This is a genomic window from Ferrovibrio sp. (genome assembly GCF_025869515.1).
GTDB lineage: Bacteria > Pseudomonadota > Alphaproteobacteria > Ferrovibrionales > Ferrovibrionaceae > Ferrovibrio.
This window is the reverse complement of the sequence record NZ_JAOZVR010000105.1, coordinates 1-13,458: the sequence shown is the minus strand read 5'-3', so window position 1 is coordinate 13,458 and position 13,458 is coordinate 1. Positions and strand designations below refer to the sequence as shown.

14 protein-coding genes are annotated in these 13,458 nt (G+C 62.0%); 7 read left to right on the top strand and 7 right to left on the bottom strand.

Features of this window, described 5'->3' with window-relative positions; translation table 11 throughout:
• Window positions 1-129 precede the first annotated feature (129 nt).
• Window positions 130-2,487 (bottom strand): FkbM family methyltransferase, encoded by a 2,358-nt coding sequence (locus OJJ21_RS18395; RefSeq protein WP_297688520.1) that lies wholly within the window; start codon window positions 2,485-2,487, stop codon window positions 130-132.
• Between the two features lie 481 nt (window positions 2,488-2,968).
• Here OJJ21_RS18395 and OJJ21_RS18390 point away from each other — a divergent pair, with 481 nt between their 5' ends.
• Both OJJ21_RS18390 and OJJ21_RS18385 read left to right on the top strand, forming a co-directional pair.
• Window positions 2,969-3,580: a pyridoxamine 5'-phosphate oxidase family protein gene (locus OJJ21_RS18390; RefSeq protein ID WP_297688518.1), complete on the top strand. Its 612-nt coding sequence runs from the start codon at window positions 2,969-2,971 to the stop codon at window positions 3,578-3,580.
• Window positions 3,581-3,667: 87 nt separating this feature from the next.
• Entirely contained in the window at window positions 3,668-4,210 is a 543-nt protein-coding gene (locus tag OJJ21_RS18385) for a PAS domain-containing protein (RefSeq protein ID WP_297688516.1), read from the top strand.
• 9 nt (window positions 4,211-4,219) lie between these two features.
• On the opposite strand, the gene OJJ21_RS18380 is transcribed toward OJJ21_RS18385, so the two are convergent.
• Window positions 4,220-4,453, bottom strand: a complete 234-nt coding sequence (locus OJJ21_RS18380) for a hypothetical protein (RefSeq protein WP_297688514.1) — start codon at window positions 4,451-4,453, stop codon at window positions 4,220-4,222.
• 255 nt (window positions 4,454-4,708) lie between these two features.
• Here OJJ21_RS18380 and OJJ21_RS18375 point away from each other — a divergent pair, with 255 nt between their 5' ends.
• Window positions 4,709-5,758 (top strand): AraC family transcriptional regulator, encoded by a 1,050-nt coding sequence (locus OJJ21_RS18375; protein WP_297688512.1) that lies wholly within the window; start codon window positions 4,709-4,711, stop codon window positions 5,756-5,758.
• Between the two features lie 222 nt (window positions 5,759-5,980).
• Here the strand turns inward: OJJ21_RS18375 and rsmD are convergent, their stop codons facing one another.
• Genes rsmD through OJJ21_RS18360 form a run of 3 tightly spaced genes read right to left on the bottom strand, consistent with a single transcriptional unit; the run spans window position 5,981 to window position 8,077 of the window.
• The gene (gene rsmD / locus OJJ21_RS18370) at window positions 5,981-6,571 is read right to left on the bottom strand and encodes a 16S rRNA (guanine(966)-N(2))-methyltransferase RsmD (RefSeq protein ID WP_297688510.1); all 591 of its coding nucleotides are present in this window, start codon (window positions 6,569-6,571) and stop codon (window positions 5,981-5,983) included.
• Between the two features lie 10 nt (window positions 6,572-6,581).
• A complete protein-coding gene (locus tag OJJ21_RS18365; protein WP_297688508.1) occupies window positions 6,582-7,349 on the bottom strand; it encodes a pseudouridine synthase in 768 nt (255 codons plus the stop codon).
• Entirely contained in the window at window positions 7,346-8,077 is a 732-nt protein-coding gene (locus tag OJJ21_RS18360; RefSeq protein WP_297688506.1) for a gamma-glutamyl-gamma-aminobutyrate hydrolase family protein, read from the bottom strand. The genes OJJ21_RS18365 and OJJ21_RS18360 overlap by 4 nt, the downstream gene beginning before the upstream one ends.
• Window positions 8,078-8,182: 105 nt before the next feature.
• Here OJJ21_RS18360 and OJJ21_RS18355 point away from each other — a divergent pair, with 105 nt between their 5' ends.
• From OJJ21_RS18355 to OJJ21_RS18340, 4 genes are all read left to right on the top strand, one after another.
• Complete coding sequence (locus tag OJJ21_RS18355) at window positions 8,183-8,614, top strand: nucleoside deaminase (protein ID WP_297688504.1); 432 nt, start codon at window positions 8,183-8,185, stop codon at window positions 8,612-8,614.
• A gap of 109 nt (window positions 8,615-8,723) precedes the next feature.
• Complete coding sequence (locus tag OJJ21_RS18350; protein ID WP_297688502.1) at window positions 8,724-9,929, top strand: acyl-CoA dehydrogenase family protein; 1,206 nt, start codon at window positions 8,724-8,726, stop codon at window positions 9,927-9,929.
• 48 nt (window positions 9,930-9,977) lie between these two features.
• Complete coding sequence (locus OJJ21_RS18345; RefSeq protein ID WP_297688501.1) at window positions 9,978-11,066, top strand: M14 family metallopeptidase; 1,089 nt, start codon at window positions 9,978-9,980, stop codon at window positions 11,064-11,066.
• Window positions 11,063-12,460, top strand: a complete 1,398-nt coding sequence (locus OJJ21_RS18340; RefSeq protein WP_297688499.1) for a hypothetical protein — start codon at window positions 11,063-11,065, stop codon at window positions 12,458-12,460. The genes OJJ21_RS18345 and OJJ21_RS18340 overlap by 4 nt, the downstream gene beginning before the upstream one ends.
• A 51-nt stretch (window positions 12,461-12,511) precedes the next feature.
• Here the strand turns inward: OJJ21_RS18340 and OJJ21_RS18335 are convergent, their stop codons facing one another.
• Entirely contained in the window at window positions 12,512-13,060 is a 549-nt protein-coding gene (locus OJJ21_RS18335) for a sigma-70 family RNA polymerase sigma factor (RefSeq protein ID WP_297688497.1), read from the bottom strand.
• Between the two features lie 152 nt (window positions 13,061-13,212).
• The coding region (locus OJJ21_RS18330; RefSeq protein ID WP_297688495.1) for a hypothetical protein at window positions 13,213-13,458 on the bottom strand (246 nt) is incomplete at its 5' end.

The following is a 13,458-nucleotide window of genomic DNA, read 5'->3' as shown; positions in this document are numbered from 1 at the left end:
TGCCGCATTTGTGCCATCCGCCTTGCCGGTGACATTTCGCATTCATGCAGCGGCTGTCGCCGTGCCGGGGCGGCACCGTCGAGTGACCGGGCTGCTGGCGGTCGCGCTCCAGGCGGGATTTAGGGGCGCTTATTCCGTCTCAACCAGGGCATTCATCAGTGTGATGGCTGATTCCCCTTCGGATCCGTAATACGCGAAAAACACGAAACCGCGGGCTATGTTCAGCGCGAGGTCGTCCATGTCCGTGTGATTGAACATGAGATTATTGATCTCTTTGCCGATGAAGTGATCGAATCGATCGAGGCCGTGTTTCGAGCAGTAGTGACGCGACAATACCATGCCGCTTTGGTCGATGAACTGCTCGATACTGTCGCGCTCCAGCGCACGCTCAAGAAAGACACGCAGCATGCGGGCGAAATGATGGCTGGTGCGCCCGGGCCTGATCAGGACAAGGTTGGCGGTGAAGAAGGAGCCGAAAGAAATTTCAATGTCGTTCTTGTTGAGTACCACTTCCGCGTCGGCATGTCTTTCCAGAATGCCGGCAACGCTGCCCTGCAGAATAATATCGATATCGGAAATGATCAGCGGTATTTGCAGGATATGCAGCAGATAGTCCAGAATCAGAAAGCGGACGGACTGGTAATAGGCATTGGCGCATTGGGTCCGGAACGCGGTTTTGTTGTAATAAGAAACCGCGTAAGACGGATCGAATTCGTTGACCAGATAGAACAGGCGAGGGTCGCGAATTCCGAGGTCATCGATCAGGCCTTTCAGTGCCTTCGCTTCACCGATCACGCAGATGATGACCGCGCAGTTCACATCGCAGCGTCCGAGAATTGACTTGAGGTAATTGCGGCCGTAGTGCCGCAGGTAGGCGACATCGGCTGCCGCGAGGAAAGCCAGCCTGGGCTTTAACGCCAGAACGCGCTGCGGCAGCTGGCTGATCTCCAGAACGGTGCCGGTGAAATCGGCAAAGGTCAGGTGCGGCGGCGGTGGCGGAGAGTCCGACAGCGGTTCATCCAGTAGCGAGATGTCCAGGCTTTCCAGGCTGATCCGGTAAAACCGGTCGGCCTGCTCCCGCTTCGGATCGGAGAACTCCTGAGGCAGATCGGCGACCGCGGTGCGCAATGCTTCAATAAGCGGCGGCAGTTCGGGATGAAATGGACGGGTGAGTATTTGCGAGACGGCGTAGTAGGTCTCCATGGAGAGCATCCAGACGTCATCTTTGCCAGACCTGTGGCGGTACAAAATAATATGGGCGAGGTGCTTCAGCTTGGAAACCGGATCGCCGCGGAGTTCGGCGATGTCGTACAGCGCCGCATGGGCATGCCAGGACTTTGGATCCGCCATGAACATTTGCGCCGCATAATCGGCCATCGTGTCAATTCGCTTGAGTCTCTGGGCGATGGTCAGGGCTCTGCCCAGACATCTGTCAGGATCCAGCAGGGCCAGCCCGCCAATAATGGGCTCCATTGCGACGGGATCGTCCTCGGCCAGAACCTTATTGAATGCCTGTGTGGCTTCGGCCACCGCTTCATGCACGAAGGGCGTGATATCGTCGATGCCGGGAATCGATTTGTCTTTCAGATATGCCATGAGCCGCAGGGCTTCGGCATACCTGCCCGCAAACAATCCGGCCCTGGCTGTGCGGAGCATGAGGCGGAGATTGCCCGGTTCTGCCGCGAGCAGATGACTGAAAATCGCATAGGCCTGTTCGGCCCGGCCTTCCTTCAGCAGGCTGCCTGCCACGGCGATCAATGATGGGGTGCCAGTTTTCGCGGCATCGTCGAACGCGCTGCGAACCGCCAGCGTATCGTAGTGATTGCTATGAATCATGTAGCCGAGCGAATGCAGCATGTACTCGGCTGCCTGGCGATCCTGCGGGGAAAGGTGCTGGCATTCGTATTGCACAATCGCAGGGCGGAAGCGCTGGAAGTCAAAATTCTTCAGCAGCACATAATCGTAGCCTTCGGTGTCGATCTGCAGCAGGTCGATATATTCGAGATTGTGCCTGGCAATGATCGTTTCATAGCTGCAGCAGCGGACAGAGATCGATTCAACCAGCGACAGCAGGATTTCCCGGTTGGCTTCGGTATAGAGGCCGCCGAGCGTGCCGCTCTTTTCCAGCAGGTTGGGCAGCAGGAACGAAGTGATGCCGCCAAAGACCTCGCCCAGCGTGCCGTTCGCGATCGCCTCACGGGAGAAATGCCACATGGTGCGCTCGCCCTCGACCGTGTCGATGGCGCAGTTCTCGACCTTGATGTGATCTGAATCGCGATAGAGCGCCTGAAGCTTGTCGAAATGCGCCGGCACCGGCTCGACGATCACGCCAGTCAGCTTGCCCGACAGGATGTGCTCGCGCAGCGGATCGTAACTCACGCCATCATAGCCGCCGATCTGGAGGAAGCTGAGCTTCCCATGGGTGAGAAGATAGCCTTGTACCGCCTGATTGAAGGTCAGGGTTTGGCTGGGCGTGGCGAGCTGCATGGATGGCTAGGGGCGAGGGGTGGGGCTGGATTGCGATACAGCCGAAGACCATGACGGGAGGGGATTTTCACTCTTGAAAAGCAGCCTGGGCCTGGTGCAATACGGCTGTCCGGCGAGAGTGGAAAGTCTATATATTTCAATAAATTGATCAAATTCCCCGCCCCCCGGGCCTCAAAAAATCCTATCACAGTCAGGCGCAATATTTCCACTGCTAGCTGCACACACTCTGAATAGGTGGAGGCACGATCGCGGGGCTGTGCAGGTGCATGTTTGGCCGCGAACCCTGCGTCGCCGCGGCTATTCGGGGCGATGTTGGACGCCGCCATGTCGGGCAGTGCTTCTGTGCGGCCGGATATTAAGCTGACGGTGAACTATAGTGCCGCTCACCGCCGCGCGAAATGTCATGGATGATGTGTGGCGCGCTCTGGCATGCGGTGGCAAAAAGACTGGTATATCGATCCTCTCGCCAGGGATAAGTCTCGTGAGCATCATTACGACAGTCGAAGAGTTGCAAGCTATCTATGGCCAGCCGGGGGAAACCTCGCTGGCCAAGGAAATCGACTACATCTCGCCAGAATACCGCGCCTATATTGAGGCTTCGCCTTTCGTCGCGCTGGCCACCGCAGGGCCGGAGGGGCTCGACTGCTCGCCGCGCGGCGACCGCGCCGGCTTCGTGCGCATCCACGATGCCCGGACCCTGATGATGCCGGATCGTCGCGGCAACAACCGTGTCGACAGCCTGCGCAACATCGTGCGCGACCCCCGTGTCGGCCTGCTGTTTGTGGTTCCCGGCTCGGGCAATACGCTGCGCGTGAACGGCAGTGCCCGGCTCGACACCGATGCGGCCCTGCTGGACAGTTTCAAGATGGAGGGCAAGGCACCGCGTTCGGTGATCGTGGTGACGGTCGACCGGGTCTATTTCCAGTGCGCCCGCGCCATCGTGCGCGCCGATCTGTGGAATCCGGCCTTGCACATCGACCCGAAATCATTACCCACGGCGGGTCAGATTCTGGCGGCATTGAGCGACAATCGCGTCGGTGGCGAGACTTATGATCGCGAATGGCCGGAGCGTGCCCAGACGACAATGTGGTGACGCAGTCGCCGCCGGCCGGGAAAAAGACCTTGGCGCCGCCCCAGTGTCCGCTTTAGCCTGATCGCAAGTAGTCTCGCGGGGCAGGGGATGGCGCTGACACAAGGGAACGGGCACCGGCCGGACTTGTCGACTTTCACGCATGTGAAGGACCCGCGCCTGGTGCAGTTGCTGGCCTACTATCTGGACCAGCGGCAGGGTCGCCGGGTACCGCGGCGCAATAGCATCAGTCCGCTGGATTTCCCGACGCTGCTCGGCAACGTATTCTTGTATGAATACGATGCTGGCAACGATGACTTGTGCATTCGCCTCGCCGGCGAAGACATCCGCGCCATGCTGCTGACCACTAAGCAGGGCGCCAAACTGTCTGAGGTCTTCCCCGCCGATGTGGTGCCGATCATGCGTGAGCGCTACAGCCGGGTTCTGGCCGACTGTGCCGTGATGCACAATATCGGCCGGGTCTTTCATCATATGGGAGGCACCGGCACCGGCGAACGCCTGGTGCTGCCGTTACTGGACGAAAGCGATCGGCCGCGTTTCCTGCTGGGGGCGACGGTCTATGGCCTCGACAGGGATAGCATCCATCCGGCTCCCAATACGGTGCCGCAGGTTATCACTTACACGCCGCTGTAGATGCGGCAATCAGGGCCGCTGCAGCAGTTTGGGCAGCGCCGCAGGCTGCAGGTTGGCCAGCGAGAGCGCCTCGTTCGCCAGGGTCTGCGAAACCCGGCCGGCCTCCAGCGACGCCGTTTCGGCGGCCAGATCGATGGCAAGCAGTGACGTGAAACTGGGGCGGTGCGCCGGGGTGTGCAAGGCGGGTGCGGGCAGGGCCACGACGGATGCTGCCGGCTGACTGGTCTTCTTGTTCTTGTCCATGGCAAAATCCTCTCTGGCGACCGTCATCGATCCTCATTCTGAGGCTTTGCCGGCCGACTCGTTCTGAGACAGCGGAATCATAGCGGCTGCCATGCCGCCGGTGTTGTCTCCGCCTCTCGAAAGTCTTGCCTCCCTGTCTCAATCGGCCCCTGATTCACCCGCCCTTTGGATGACTCTGTCGTTGCCTTACGGCGGCGTGCATGGAACACTCCGGCTGCCCCGACGGAAAGTTCGGGACCCGGAGACCGGCACAGAATGGCCAACCTGATACCAAAGGCATCGCTGGCACCAGGCATGGTGCCGAACGAGTGGCTGCAGCCGCTGTTCAGCCAGAGTATCTCCGCCTATATGGACGCCCAGCCGCTCGTCGACCCGACGCTGGCCAGCCGCCCGCCGGAAATCCATCAATACCACCTCGGCCAGGCGCTGTTTCTGGATACCAGTTTCGATGGCCAGCGCTTCCGGCGCGATCCGGCCTGGATGGCGCGCAACGACGATGTCGACCACATTGCCGTCCAGATGTTTGTCCGCGGCATCAACAATGTGGTCAACGGAGCCCAGCAATTCCAGCAGAAACGCGGCAACATCACGGCCGTGAACCTGGCCTATGAGATCAGCGCCCAGTCGACGGAGTCGGAGGTGCTGACCCTGATATTTCCGCGCGAGCTGGTGCAGGTTGAACTGCCCCTGATGGTCGATGCCATGGGGACGCTGTTCGACGACAATTCCGCCAGCGCGCAGGTTTTCAGCGATCACATGCTGTCGCTGCAGCGCAACCTCGCCACTGCGACCACGGCAGAAGTCGCGCCGCTCATGCAGGGCACCATGGGCCTGCTCGACTCCCTGGTGCGTTACGGCGATATCGCCTCCGCCGCAGCCCAGGGTGCCACGCTGCGTACCATCTGCGGCTTTATCGACCAGCATCTGCACGATCCGACGCTCGGCGTCGACGGCATCTGCCAGCAGTTTCGCTGTTCGCGCGCCACGCTCTACCGGCTGTTCCAGCCGCTCGGCGGCGTGCGCGAGCATATCCAGCGCCGGCGGCTGATCGCCTGCTTCAAGGCGATCGTGCAGCACCAGCATCGTCGGATCTTCGATATCGCGCTGGATTACGGCTTCGTCTCGCCCAGCCATTTCAGCAACCTGTTCCGCGGCTATTTCGGCATCACGCCACGGCAGGCGCGCGAGGACGGCAATGCCGCCGGCATCGCCGGCGATCTGCCGCCGGCCGATGGCCAGTCGGCCCGCGATTATGCCGAGCTGATGTGGCGTTGGGGCAAGACCCTGGCAAATGGCGGCGGCTAGGCTCCGCGGCTCTTGTTTTTCGGCCCGAGGTCCCCAGATTGTTCTCTCGTATTCCGTGTGTTTCACGGCGGCTGTTTCACGGAATAAGCTGGAATAAGCACCGGATAAGCCAAAATAAGACCGCTATAAGCCGGAATAAGCCAGAAATAAGCCGCCATAAGCCCTGAATGGGCTGGAATAAGCCTGTGTCAGGAGTCGACAGCACCCGTTTGGCGGGTGGGCTCAGGGGTGGTGCCGGCCGGCCCCATCATGCAGCAGAAACGTCAGCCGCGCCGGCCCCTGCTGGCGCTCCTCCAGCAGCGCGAAGCCGGGCGGGATGGCGAAGCTGCCCTTGGCATCGGTCTCCACCATCACCAGCGCATCGGGCTTGAGCCAGCCGGCGCGATCCAGCGCCGTCAGCACCTGGGTGCCGATCCCGGAGCGATACGGCGGGTCCATCAGCACCAGATCGGCCGGCGCGACGGCCGGCCCGGGATTGAGCGCATCGGCACCGCGCAGGGTGATGCGGCCGGCCATGTCGAGCTCGCTGGCATTGCGCAGGATGGTGCGCCGCGCCGCTGGGTCGATCTCGAACAGGTAGGCATGATGGGCGCCGCGCGACAGCGCCTCGAAACTCAGCGCGCCCGAGCCGCCGAAGGGATCGAGCACCACGCCGCCTTCCAGCCGGGTCTTGCCTGCATCGGTCATCAGGCTCGGCGAATGCAGCAGCATGTTGAACAGCGATTCCCGCACCCGGTCGATGGTCGGGCGCGTGGTGCGGTCCGGCGGCGCGATGATCGGCCGGCCGCGATGCGTGCCGCCTACAATGCGCATGAGGCAATTCTCATGACTGCTTCGGTGCGGCCTTGGTCTTGGCGCCGCCGAGCTGTTCCTGGATCACCTTGCCCGGCACTTCCTTCACCTTGCCGGGCTCGATGGCGCCGAGCTGGAACGGGCCGTAGGCAACGCGGATCAGGCGGCTGACCTGGTGGCCCAGATGCTCCATCACGCGGCGCACCTCGCGGTTCTTGCCCTCGCGCAGGCCCACCACCAGCCAGGTATTGTCGCCCTGGCTGCGCTCGACGCTGGCGGTGATCGGGCCGTAGGCCACATCCTCGATGGTGATGCCCCTGGCCAGCTCGGCCAGATGCTGCTTGTGCGGCAGGCCGTTGACGCGGACCCTGTATCGTCTCAGCCAGCCGGTACTCGGCAGTTCCAGCCGGCGCGCCAGCTCGCCGTCGTTGGTCAGCAGCAGCAGGCCCTCGGAGTTGAAATCCAGCCGGCCGACCGAGATCACCCGCGGCAGATCCGGCGGCAGGTTGTCGAACACGGTGGGGCGACCCTGCGGATCCTTGTGCGTGGTCATCAGGCCGCGCGGCTTGTGATAGAGCCACAGTCGCGTCTTGGCCGCGCCAGCAATCGGCTTGCCGTCGACGCGGATATCGTCGCCCGGATTAACCAGGAAGGCCGGCGTATCCAGCTTGTGGCCGTTAACCACCACGCGGCCTTCGGCGATCCAGCGTTCGGCATCGCGGCGCGAACACAGGCCGGCACGCGCCAGCCGCTTGGCGATGCGCTCGCCCCGGTCTTCGTCAGACTTGGCTTCGCTCATGCTTTGCACGCTGCAATGAAGGCGGCGAACAGCTTGCGGTCGCCCTCGCTGATAAAGAATTCCGGATGCCACTGCACACCGATGCAGAACTTGTAAGCCGGATGCTCGATGCCCTCGATCACGCCGTCGGGTGCGATGGCATCGCAGACGGCGCCGGGCGCCACCGCATCGACCGCCTGGTGATGCGCGGAATTGACTGGCAGTTCTTCGGCCTCGACGATGCGGCGCAGCAGGGTATTGGCGCTCACCTTCACCGGATGGCCGGCCTGGTCGCGCGGATTGGGCTGTTCATGGGCCAGCGGCTCTTTCACGCTGTCGGGAATATGCTGGATCAACGTGCCACCCAGCACGACGTTGAGCAGCTGCTGCCCGCCGCAGATGCCGAAGACCGGCTTGTTGCGGTCGAGCATGCCGCGGGTGATCGCCCATTCGAACTGCGTGCGCGCCGCCTTCACTTTCACGGTGTCATGCTTTTCGCTGGCGCCGAACAGGGCCGGGTCGACGTCGAAATTGCCACCGGTGACGATCAGGCCGTCCAGCAGGTCGAGATAGGCCGGCACGGCATCGGGCTCATGCGGCAGCACCACGGGCACACCGCCGGTAGCGGTCACCGCCGAGCAGTAATTCTGCCGCAGCGCGTACCAGGGGAATTTCGAATAGCCGCCGGGCTCCTCGGAATCGAGGGTAATGCCGATCAGGGGCGGACGGGCCGGAGAATGCTGGTTCATGGCCATCTTATAGGCCGGGGCAGCCCGTTTGACGAGAGGGCGGCTTGACGAGGAGGCGCGGCTTCCGCACCCTGCCGCAGCATGACTGCCCCCCCGAAGACCCCCATGGAGATCGCACTGGACGAGGCTAGGCTGGCCGCCGGGCGTGGCGAGGTCCCGGTCGGTGCCGTGATCGTCGATGACGCCGGCAGTGTCGTCGCCCGTGCCGGCAATGAAACGCGGCAGCGCAATGACCCTACCGCCCATGCCGAGATCCTGGCGATCCGCCAGGCCGCGGCCCTGCTCGGCGCCGAGCGGCTAAGCGGTTGCGACCTCTACGTCACCCTGGAACCCTGCGCCATGTGTGCAGGTGCGATCAGTTTTGCCCGGCTGCGCCGGCTGTATTACGGCGCCGAAGACCCCAAGGGCGGCGGTGTCGCCTATGGCGGCCGGTTCTTCGCGCAGCCGACCTGCCATCATCGACCCGAGGTGTATGGCGGGATCGGCGAGGCGGCGGCGGCCGAACTGCTGCGCGGCTTCTTCGCCGCCAGACGATAATACCGTTCCAATCCTGCCTATTGGTCCAGTCCCTAGCCGAAGCCGCCGCGCGGGCCTAAACTCCGTGCCGTATCCGCTATCGGTTAACTTGCAATAAGGGATGGAAATAATGGACTTCACATTCTCAGATCGCGTCAAGGAGCTGCAGGACAAGCTCAGCCGCTTCATGGACGACCATGTCTACCCGAACGAACATCGCTTCCACGAGGAAGTCGCCAAGGGCGACCGCTGGCAGCCAACGGCTGTCGTCGAGGAGCTGAAGGAAAAAGCCAAGGCGCAGGGGCTGTGGAACCTGTTCCTGCCGGAAAGTCATCGCGGTGCCGGCCTGAAGAACCACGAATACGCCACGCTCTGCGAGATCATGGGCCGCGTACACTGGGCGCCCGAGGTGTTCAACTGCTCGGCGCCGGATACCGGCAACATGGAAGTGCTGGAACGTTACGGCACCGACGAGCACAAGAAGCAGTGGCTCGAGCCATTGCTGGCGGGCAAGATCCGCTCCGCCTTCGCCATGACCGAGCCGGCCGTAGCCTCGTCGGATGCCACCAACATCGAGTCCGAAATCCGCCGGGACGGCGATTCTTACGTGATCAGCGGCCGCAAGTGGTGGACCTCGGGGATCGGCGATCCGCGCTGCAAGATTCTCATCTTCATGGGCAAGTCGGACGCCAAGAATCCGAACAAGTACCAGCAGCAGTCGATGATCCTGGTGCCGCGCGACGCGCCGGGCGTGACGGTGCTGCGTATGCTGCCGGTCTTCGGCTATGACGATGCGCCGCATGGCCATGGCGAAGTGACCTTCGATAATGTCCGCGTGCCGGCCTCCAACATGCTGCTGGGCGAGGGACGCGGCTTCGAGATCGCCCAGGGGCGTCTCGGTCCGGGCCGTATCCATCACTGCATGCGACTGATCGGCCAGGCCGAGCGTGCGCTGGAGAAGATGTGCAAACGTGCCAAGAGCCGCGTCGCCTTCGGCAAACCGGTGGCCGACCAGACAGTGACGCTGGAGCGTATCGCCGATGCCCGTATCCTGATCGACCAGGCCCGCTTCTTGACGCTGCACGCGGCCTGGAAAATGGACACGGTAGGCAACAAGGCGGCGCGCAAGGAGATCGCCATGATCAAGGTGGCGGCGCCGGTGATGGCCTGCCAGGTGATCGACTGGGCCATGCAGGTGCATGGCGCCGCCGGCGTATCGGAAGACTTCGGCCTGGCCGCGGCTTATGCGCAAGCGCGCACCCTGCGCTTCGCCGACGGTCCGGACGAAGTGCATCGCAACCAGATCGGCCGGCTGGAGCTCGACCGCTGGAACTGAGCCAAAGAGCTTGAGTTTGTAAACGACCCAGAAAAGAGAAGCCTCCCCATGACTGTTGAATCATACTTCTCCGCCACCTATGCCGAGGCGCGCGACAAGTTCCACGCTTCGGCGAGTGCCGCAGGTTTCAGCCTCGTCACCTATGAAAACCCCAATGCCAAGGGGCCGAATGGCGAAACGCTCACCACCGACGTGGCCTGCCTCGGGCCGGATGATGCCGAGCGGGTCTATCTGACCATCTCAGGTACCCATGGCGCCGAAGGTTTTTGCGGCTCGGGTGCGCAGATCGGCCATTTCAAGGACCGGCTGTTCGACGCCATGCCGCCGAAGACCAAGGCGGTGATGATCCATGCGATCAACCCCTACGGCTTTGCGCATGTGCGGCGCGTGACCGAGGACAATGTCGACCTCAACCGCAACTTCCAGGATTTCTCCAAGCCGCTGCCGCAGAACAAGGCCTATGCGGAAGTGCATGACCTTCTGCTGCCCGTGCATTGGGAAGGCCAGGGGCGGGCTGCCGCCGACCAGGCGATTCTGGAGTATCAGCAGAAGAACGGCGCCTTCGCTTTCCAGGCGGCGATGACCGGAGGCCAGTATTCGCATCCCGACGGCCTGTTCTTCGGCGGCCAGAAGGCGACCTGGTCGAACACCACTTTTCGTCGCATCCTGAAGGAACTGGTGCCGGCCACCACGCGCAAGCTGGTCAGCATCGATTTCCACACTGGCCTTGGGCCGATGGGATACGGCGAACCGATCTATGTCGGCCCTGAGGATCCGGCCTATTACGCCCGGGCCAAGACCATGTTTGGACCGGAAGTAACCAATCCGAATGACGGCAGCTCCACCTCGGCACGCGTCACCGGCACGGTGCCGGAAGCCTTCCTCGATCTGCCCAAGACGGTCGAGGTGACGGCGATTGCGCTGGAATACGGCACCCAGACGATGCCGCAGGTGACCGAAGCCCTGCGTGGCGATCACTGGCTGCATGCACGCGGCGATGCCAATTCGCCGTTGGCCAAGGAGCTGAAGCGCAAGATTCGCGACGCTTTCTACACCGATACGCCGGCCTGGAAGGCGGCGATCTTCGGACGGGCGGCCGATTTCGCCTTGCGTGCGTTCCGCGGCCTTGAAGCGTGAGTCGCTCGGGGGGGCAGCACTGGATCCACGCATGGCCGTGGCAGTGGGGCATAGCCGCCCTGCTCGCCGCGGCGCTGCGGATATGGCTGGTCGGACGCTACGGTATCCTGTATTGGCCCGACAGTTCCGGCTATAGCAGCCATGCTGAGCAGATACTCAACCTCGAGAATGTGTGGCAATTGGCCGCCGGAAAATCGCTGTCGAATTTCCGTATGATCGGCTATCCGGCCTTTCTGGCGGTGACGATGGCTGTCGGTGGCGATGCCTGGCCATGGTTGGCCGTGGCCATCCAGATTCTGCTGTCGTTACTCATGCTCTGGTGGCTGTATCGCCTTGGTCTCGCCATAGGCTTCGGCCGGGGCTATGCGGCATTCGCAGCCGGCGTTTTTGCCTGCTCCCATGTCGCCATTTACGATGGCAGCATTCTGACCGATGCGACAGCGACCTACATTTTCCTGATTGCGGTATCGGCATTGCTGGTGCCATTGCTTGAGCGGACGCCGGTGGGGTGGGTGCGCGCAACGATCTGTGGGTTGCTTGTTGCACTGACGTTCCTCATCCGTGAAGCGACATTGTATCTGGCAATTCCCCTGGCTGCCGGCTTTGCCGTTGTAATGTCTGCGCAGCATCTGCCCAGACGGCAGATCGCCGGTATCCTGTTCTGTTTCCTTCTGCCGGTCGTCATCATGTGGCAAGGCTATGCAGCATGGAATGTCGCGCGCACCGGCCAGCGCTTCATCACCACGGTCGGCCAGTCGGTCTATCTGCTGCACCCGTTGCAGATAGAAATGCGTGGCACGCGCGTTTTCCGTGATCCGGTTCTGCGGGATGCCGCCGACGCCACCAGCTCAGACTACGCTTATGGCCATGCCCTTGAGATCAACCGCTATTTGAAAAAACGCTATAATTTAAATGAATGGGACCGGACCCGCCTGTCCGAAGCGGCCTATTGGGATGCATGGCGGACGGTACCGGTCGCCATGCTGGTCGAGTTCGCTCGCGAGCTGCGCATTAAATATATCGTACAGCTGGCCGATCTCAGCATGAGCCTGCGGGATTATCCCGTCATGGGCGGGCTTGAGCGGGAACCTTTAGGCGGATTTGCCTCGCGCTTACTGCTGTACGCAATGCGGGGCTTTTCAGCACTGGTTTTTGTCGGTTGCGTTGTGGGGGGGCCGCTGCTTCTGCTGGTGCCGGCGGTGCGTGGCGCGGTGCCGGTGAAGATCGAGGCGTTGGTTTTCTGCTGGCTGATCTTCGCCGCCATGATCGGTATGTATGCCTTGATCCATATGGAGTTCCGCTATTCTCTGCCGGGGCAGGCCTTTGCTATCATTGCTGGCATGGCCGTGCTGCGACATGTCGGACTGCTCTGGAAAATACGGATGCAGGCCTGAAAATGGCGGCAGGATCGCTCCTGCCGCCATTGCAATTTCGGGCGGTAAAACTCAGTGATGCAGTTCGGCCAGTCGGCTTTCCCGGGTGGTTTCGCTGCGCGGCACGCTGCTCTCGCCCAGCATTTTGGATTCCAGCTCCTGGCGGGCGCGGGCGAGACGGCTGCGGATGGTGCCGATCGGACAGCCGCAGACCTTGGCCGCTTCCTCGTAGGACAGGCCGTTGCCGACCACCAGCATCAGCGTTTCGCGCTGCGCCTTGTTCAGGGTGCCGATCGCCTGCAGCAGTTCGCCCAGCACGAGAGAATCTTCCTGTGGTGCTTTCACGGCCATCAGATTCTCAATCGCACTGGCGTCGCCGAAGGTTGTTGCTTCGCGGCGGCGGCGGCGGGCCTGGTCGATATGCTGATGGCGCATGATGGTGAAGGCCCAGGCCTTGAAGTTGGTGCCGGGCTGGAACTGCTCGGACTTGGAAAGTACGCGCAGCACGGTTTCCTGGGCCAGATCCTCAGCCCAGTTGCGATCGCGCGTCAGCATGATGGAGAAGGCTTTGAGGGACGGGAGGGTCTCCAGCAGCAGGCCGTGAATTGCGTCGGTCGTCATGGGGAACATCCTCTTTATTGGTTCGACGTAAACTTCGTCTGTGACCAAGAGGATGGCTGTGCAGCCCCGTTGCAGCCAGCAACAATGCCGGGAAGGGCTGTGACAAAACCGCGATGGAAAATCGCAGTTTTCTTGAAATTATGGAGTGAAAATCAATGCTTAGGTTTGCTGCCCGGCGATGTCACAGCGCCGGTTGTGCTGCCAGCGAGATATTGCTGCAGCAGCGGCACGGTGCGGTCGAGCCAGGCATTGAACTGGAGCGACTGCTCGGATTTGGCATTGCTTTGCTCGGCCTGAGTCACGGCGGCCGGCCTGGCCTGCAGCATATCGGTGTTGCCGGCCGTTGCCTCCGATGACACGTCACCGAAACTACCAGTATCCGCAAAATCTTTGCCGTG

Excerpts from the sequence above, each read along its gene's own strand:
- OJJ21_RS18380 (WP_297688514.1), bottom strand. The coding sequence starts at position 4,453 with ATGGACAAGAACAAGAAGACCAGTCAGCCGGCAGCATCCGTCGTGGCC.
- OJJ21_RS18395 (WP_297688520.1), bottom strand. The coding sequence starts at position 2,487 with ATGCAGCTCGCCACGCCCAGCCAAACCCTGACCTTCAATCAGGCGGTA.
- rsmD (WP_297688510.1), bottom strand. The coding sequence starts at position 6,571 with ATGCGCATTGTAGGCGGCACGCATCGCGGCCGGCCGATCATCGCGCCG.
- OJJ21_RS18375 (WP_297688512.1), top strand. The coding sequence starts at position 4,709 with ATGGCCAACCTGATACCAAAGGCATCGCTGGCACCAGGCATGGTGCCG.
- OJJ21_RS18350 (WP_297688502.1), top strand. The coding sequence starts at position 8,724 with ATGGACTTCACATTCTCAGATCGCGTCAAGGAGCTGCAGGACAAGCTC.
- OJJ21_RS18355 (WP_297688504.1), top strand. The coding sequence starts at position 8,183 with ATGGAGATCGCACTGGACGAGGCTAGGCTGGCCGCCGGGCGTGGCGAG.
- OJJ21_RS18345 (WP_297688501.1), top strand. The coding sequence starts at position 9,978 with ATGACTGTTGAATCATACTTCTCCGCCACCTATGCCGAGGCGCGCGAC.
- OJJ21_RS18335 (WP_297688497.1), bottom strand. The coding sequence starts at position 13,060 with ATGACGACCGACGCAATTCACGGCCTGCTGCTGGAGACCCTCCCGTCC.
- OJJ21_RS18365 (WP_297688508.1), bottom strand. The coding sequence starts at position 7,349 with ATGAGCGAAGCCAAGTCTGACGAAGACCGGGGCGAGCGCATCGCCAAG.
- OJJ21_RS18360 (WP_297688506.1), bottom strand. The coding sequence starts at position 8,077 with ATGAACCAGCATTCTCCGGCCCGTCCGCCCCTGATCGGCATTACCCTC.
- OJJ21_RS18385 (WP_297688516.1), top strand. The coding sequence starts at position 3,668 with ATGGCGCTGACACAAGGGAACGGGCACCGGCCGGACTTGTCGACTTTC.